This window comes from Anaeromyxobacter sp. PSR-1 (genome assembly GCF_000964525.1).
Taxonomy (GTDB): Bacteria; Myxococcota; Myxococcia; order Myxococcales; family Anaeromyxobacteraceae; genus Anaeromyxobacter.
In genome coordinates this window covers 1-5,193 of record NZ_BAZG01000250.1, presented here as the reverse complement: position 1 = coordinate 5,193, position 5,193 = coordinate 1, and the positions used below count along the sequence as shown (strand labels likewise).

Annotated in this window: 5 protein-coding genes, 1 tRNA gene and 1 pseudogene; 3 read left to right on the top strand and 4 right to left on the bottom strand. The window is 77.8% G+C overall.

The window, feature by feature from the left end:
• Nucleotides 1-115: 115 nt before the first annotated feature.
• From PSR1_RS21575 to PSR1_RS21565, 3 genes are read right to left on the bottom strand one after another with little or no spacing between them, the layout of a single operon-like run.
• Complete coding sequence (locus tag PSR1_RS21575; RefSeq protein ID WP_059439413.1) at nucleotides 116-1,690, bottom strand: sensor histidine kinase; 1,575 nt, start codon at nucleotides 1,688-1,690, stop codon at nucleotides 116-118.
• Nucleotides 1,687-2,961, bottom strand: coding sequence for an ABC transporter substrate-binding protein (locus tag PSR1_RS21570; RefSeq protein WP_059439412.1), 1,275 nt, complete (start codon nucleotides 2,959-2,961; stop codon nucleotides 1,687-1,689). Before PSR1_RS21570 ends, PSR1_RS21575 begins: the two co-directional genes overlap by 4 nt.
• Nucleotides 2,962-2,986: 25 nt before the next feature.
• Nucleotides 2,987-3,349 (bottom strand): hypothetical protein, encoded by a 363-nt coding sequence (locus PSR1_RS21565; RefSeq protein WP_059439411.1) that lies wholly within the window; start codon nucleotides 3,347-3,349, stop codon nucleotides 2,987-2,989.
• A 125-nt stretch (nucleotides 3,350-3,474) separates the two neighbouring features.
• Between PSR1_RS21565 and PSR1_RS21560 the strand changes: the two genes are divergently transcribed.
• Nucleotides 3,475-3,558: transfer RNA gene (locus PSR1_RS21560), tRNA-Leu, on the top strand.
• Nucleotides 3,559-3,658: 100 nt separating this feature from the next.
• Nucleotides 3,659-4,384, top strand: a complete 726-nt coding sequence (locus tag PSR1_RS21555; RefSeq protein WP_059439410.1) for a lipopolysaccharide assembly protein LapB — start codon at nucleotides 3,659-3,661, stop codon at nucleotides 4,382-4,384.
• A 69-nt stretch (nucleotides 4,385-4,453) separates the two neighbouring features.
• Here the strand turns inward: PSR1_RS21555 and uxx1 are convergent, their stop codons facing one another.
• Nucleotides 4,454-4,669: a UXX-star selenoprotein family 1 gene (gene uxx1 / locus PSR1_RS21550; protein WP_059439409.1), complete on the bottom strand. Its 216-nt coding sequence runs from the start codon at nucleotides 4,667-4,669 to the stop codon at nucleotides 4,454-4,456.
• Nucleotides 4,670-4,946: 277 nt separating this feature from the next.
• On the opposite strand from uxx1, the pseudogene PSR1_RS21545 reads away from it, so the two are divergent.
• Nucleotides 4,947-5,193, top strand: a pseudogene (locus PSR1_RS21545) (diguanylate cyclase response regulator); the annotation flags it as partial.

Sequence of the window (5,193 nt, the reverse complement as noted above, 5' to 3'; positions counted from 1 at the left end):
GCGCCCGCCGGCCAGGCACCCGCCGGCGCCGGCGCGGCCCCCGCTGCCCGGCCAAGGCGGAGCCCGCCGCGGCCCCGGCCGCGCCTGCCGCGCCGGGCGGCGGCAAGGGCGGCGCCTAGGCCTCCTCCTCCAGCGGCGGCGGCGGCGCGATCGCCGGGAACGAGAGCGTGAAGGTGGTCCCCGCGCCCTCGGCGCTCGCCACCTCCACCGCCCCGCCCAGCCCCTCCACGATCCGCCTCACGTTGGCGAGCCCGAGCCCGAGGTGGCCGGCGCCGCGCTTGGTCGAGCCGAGGTCGAACAGCGAGGCGAGCCGCTCCGGGGGCATGCCGGCGCCGCGATCCGTCACCGACAGGAGCCCGCGCCCGCCCTCGACCGCCGCCCGGAGCCGCACCTCGGCGCCGGCCGGGGAGGCCTCGCAGGCGTTCCAGACGAGGTTGAGCGCGGCGCGCTCGAGCAGGTGGCGATCGGCCCGGATCCAGGCCTGCGCGCCGGCCTCGAGCCCGAGCGTCACGCCCTCGCGGCCGGCGTGGGGGCCGGCGGTGCGGACCAGGCTCGCCGCGAACGCGCCGAGCTCCAGCGGGATGCGCTCCGCCGCGCGCACGTCGCGCGAGAGATCGGAGAAGTCGGCCACGAAGGCGCGGAGCGCCGCCACCTCGGCGCGCAGCCCGTCCCGCAGCCGCGGCAGCGCCTCGGCGCGCCCCTCCTCCGCGAGGCGGGCGAGCTGCTGCAGGATGGCGACCCGGTGCCCGAGGTCGTGGGTCACGCCCGCCGCGATGCGGCCGGCGGTGCGCCAGCGCTCCTCGCGCTCGAGCTCGGCGAGCACCCGCTTCGACTGCGCCAGCCCCACCGCGAGCGACAGCGCCAGCGCCGCCAGCACCACCGCGGCGAGCGCCCACTGCGCCGTCCGCGCGGCGCGCGCCGCGTCTCCGGCGGGCCGCGCCACCGCGACGGCCCAGCCCGAGCGCGGCAGCCGGGCCCAGCCGCCCAGCAGCTCCTCCCCGTCCAGCCCCACCCAGTGCGTCGGGGCCGTGCCCTCGCCGCGGGCCACCCGGACCGCCACCTCCGCCTCCGGCACCCGCTCGCCGGTGAGCACCGCCGCGCGCAGCGCGCCGGCGCCGGAGGCGACCAGCCGGCCCGACTCGTCGAACGCGAGCACGGTGCCGGCGCCCCCGCCGTGCACGCGCCCCACGAAGCGCCACAGCTCGAGCAGGTCCAGGCTGGCGCAGACCGCGACGTACGGCTGGCTCGGCGCCGGCACGCAGAGGTCCTGGGCCGGGGTGAGATCGCGCGCGAGGTAGAAGGCGGACCGCACCGGCGTCCCGGCGCGCGCGCGGGCGGCCAGCGCCGGCGTGATCCGCTCGGGGAGCGCCGACGGCGGCGTCTCCGGCCCCACGCGGACGACCCGGCCCAGCCCGGGCGCCTCCAGCACCAGCTCCTCGAGCCGCTGGCCCGAGTGCGCGTCTGCGACGGACGCGGCGGCGCCGACCCGCAGGGCCTCCTCCTGCGCCGCGAGGTACGCGTCGATGCGCTCGGCGGCCTGGCGCGCCAGCTCCTGCATCGTCGCGACGGTGGACGCCTCGGCGTGCCGGCGCATCGCCTCGATGCCGACCGCCCCGAGCGCCACGATGGGCGCGACGCCGGTGAGCGCCAGCATGACGCTCAGGCGCGCCGCCACCTTGGCGCGGGTCACGGCGCGACCTCCCAGTCCGGCAGCGTGTCGAGCGCGCCCCAGCCGAACGCCGCCCCGCGGATCCGCGCGTCCACCGCGCCGGCGCGCGTGGTCCGGCAGAGGCGCACCGCCGGGCCGTCCTCGCGGAGGCGGCGGACGGCGGCGTCGGCGTCGCCGCGCGCGATGGCGGCCTCGAGCTCGGCGTCGCGGTACCCGGCCGCCGCGAACGGCGAGCCCGCGGCCCACACCTGCGCCACCACGATGGGCGGCCACACCACCTGGCGCGTCAGGACCAGGTCCGCCCCGGCGATCTGCTCCTCCACGCCGCGGCCCGCGTCGAACGGGACGATCTCGCCCCCGCGGCGGCCGAGGGCCCGCCGCAGCGCCAGGGCCCCGCGCCGCTCGCCCACCCCGTCGCCGACCACCAGGATGCGGAGCGGCTCGCCCGGCGGGATCTCGCGCGCCGGCCGCTCGGCGCCCGCGGGCGCGCCGGCCGCCTCCGCGCCGCACACCGCCGAGGCCAGCTCCGTCACCGGCAGCGCCGCCTGCAGCCGCCGGCGCTGCGCGCCGCCCAGCCGGCGCTCGTTGAGGATCACCGTCCACGCGTGCGGCCCGGGCGAGCGCATCGGCCGCAGCCCCGGGACGTCCTCGAGCAGGTCCATGGAGCGCTGGTCCAGCCCGATCATCGCGTTCACGTCGCCCCGGAGCAGGCGCGCGAGCGCGTCGCGCTCGCTGGGGAACCCGATGACCTCGACGCGCGCGATGCGGCGAGGGGCGGGCCGCACGCGCTCGAGCACCATCCGATCGGCGGACTGCTCCACCATCCGGTACGGGCCGGTGCCCAGGGCACCCCTCGGGCCGGGGCGGAACACCGCGGTGAAGAGCAGCGCGCCCTCCACCGGCCGCCCCTCCGACGAGACCGTCACGCTGCCGTCCGGCGAGGTCTCGGCCGCGAGCCCGACCGCGCGCGCCGAGCGGGCCAGGTCCTCCGGCGTCACCGCCGCGCCGTCGGAGAACGCCGCGGCCGGCTCGAGGCGGAGCCGGCAGCGCCGCGGACCGCGCCGCTCCACCACGCGCGCCACGCCGGGCCGCGGCGTGCCGTCCGCCCCGGGCGCGAGCGCGCCCTGGAACACCAGGTCGTGGGCCAGCATGGCGTGGCCTTCGCTCCCGAGCGGATCGAGCGGCGAGAAGCGCCCGACCACCGCGAGCCGCAGCACGAACGGGCGCTCCGCCGGCGGGCGCGCGCAGGCCGCCGCGAGCGCGGCCGCGAGGACGGCGAGCGCCGGGCGCACCGCGCGCCGGGGAGGCGCCGCGGCGCTACCGGGGCTTCGGTGCGGGCTTGCCCTTCTCGAACACCACCCCATCGCCGTACTTCTGCACGATCTGCTTCTTCGTCTTCAAGCCGGTCAGCTCGATGACGAAGTTGGGCACGCGGCGCGCGCGGCGGTCCGCGGCCCACCGCGAGATGTCGCCGCGGGGGCGCGTGGTGCGGGCGGCGATCGCGGCGCGCGGGCGCCGGCGGCCGGCCCGCGCGACGCCGGCCTCGAGCTGCTCCGAGAGCTGCGCGGCCGCGAGGTCGGCCACCGCGCGCGCGATGGCGACCGACGCGCGGCGGACCACGCCGTCCATCGCCTCGCGGACGATGGAGTCGATCGAATCCTGGGCTGGACGGCGGGCCATGTTGCGTCTCCTTGTGGCGATCGATTGCTCGGGTTTGCCGCCGAGCTCAATCTGGGGGGTGCATCCAGTATAGCTGCCATGTCATGCGCCAATTCCAGTTTTCTGATAGCTTGCCCCCAGTTCGCGGCCCTCTGGCGGAATGGTAGACGCGCTCGACTCAAAATCGAGCGGGGCGACCCCCCGTCCCGGTTCGAGTCCGGGGAGGGCCAAACCGTCGCGCCGCTCCCCGCCGCCGGCCCGTTTTCGCTTGCGGCGGGGGGCCGCGCGCGTGTATCGGGTAGCGGCACCCAATCCCCAGGGATCTCCGCAATGTGGAACCTCGTCATCAGCCTGGCGCTCGGCGTCGCCGTCGCCGCGGCGATCCGCTTCGGCACCGAGTTCGGCTGGGCCGCCGCCATCCTGCCCGGCATGGTCGTCGCGACCGCCGCCTACCTCGTGCTCGCCCGCCGGACCTGGAAGCGGCTCGAGGCGCTCTTCGACGCCATGCAGCGCGAGGTGCAGGCCCAGAAGTTCGACCGGGCCATCCAGACGCTGGAGTCCGGGTTCGCGCTGGCGCCCTGGCAGTTCCTGGTCGCCTCGCAGCTGCACTCGAACATCGGCATCCTCCACTACCTCCGCCGCGACTTCGACGCCGCCCTGCCGCACCTGCAGAAGAGCTTCTCGCGCAACTGGATCGCGCGCGGCATGCTGGCGGTCGCGCTCTACCGCAAGCGCGACCTGGACGGCATGAAGAAGGTGTTCCAGGACGCGACCAAGGTGAGCAAGAAGGAGGGCGTCCTCTGGTCGGCGTGGGCCTGGATCCTCGAGAAGGAGGGCGACCACGCGCAGGCCATCGCGGTGCTGGGGCGAGCGGTGGCGGCGAACGCGTCGGACGAGAAGCTGAAGTCCTCGCTGCAGGCGCTGCAGAACGGGAAGAAGCTCAAGCTCGGCAAGCTCTACGAGGAGCAGTGGTTCCAGTTCCACCTGGAGGCGCCGCCCCCGCAGTTCGCCGGCCCGGGCTTCCGCGGCGGGCGCCGCGCCATCTACGGACGGTGAACCGCGCCGGCGGCCCGCCCGTCCGCCCCTGCGCTGCGCCGGGCTCCCGACCGGGAGCCGTCACACGCCTCAGCTCCCGCCGAAGCCGCTGCTCACCCGCCCCCGCTCGACGATGAGCGGGACCCGGCGGTCGCCGCCGGAGAGCTCGAGGAAGCGGGCCATCGCGGCGCGATCCCGCTTCACGTCGAAGTACCGCACCTCGAGCCCGCGCGCCGCGTACTCCCGGCGCGCCGCCGCCGTGTAGGGGCACGCGTCCTTGCCGTAGATCTCGATCGCCTCCGCCATCGTCGCGCCTCCTTCCGCGGAGGATAGCCCTCCGCCCGGCGCCGGGGGCGGCGCCGCGCGAGCGGTGCGCGTGGCCGCGCAGCCCCTCCGGGGGACGCGCGTGGATCGACGCGCGCCGCGCGCAGTAGGCTGAGCGCCGGGGGAACGTCGCGCGGCAGGGAGGGCGCCGGACGGCTCGCGCGGGGCGGGTGCACGGGCGAGCGCCCGAAGGCTGCCCGGAAGGCCGACTGCTGGGCGGCGCCGGCCCCCCTAGATTCAAGCTGATCCCCTGTTGCGCATGAGCTCCGTGAACGGACAGCCCGAGGGCCCTCCCTCCACCGTCCCCGCCTCCGACGCGCTGGCGCGCCTGGTGGACGCGCTCGCGGCCGCGGGGGGCGGCGCGCCGGGCGAGATCGCGCGCGTGCTCCGCACCGCGCTCCCCGCCGCGGTGGCCGAGCTCGCCGACGCGCAGCGCCACCTGGCCGAGTCGGCGGCGCGGCGCGACGCGCTCGTGGCCACCGCCGCGGACGAGCTCCGGGCCGCCG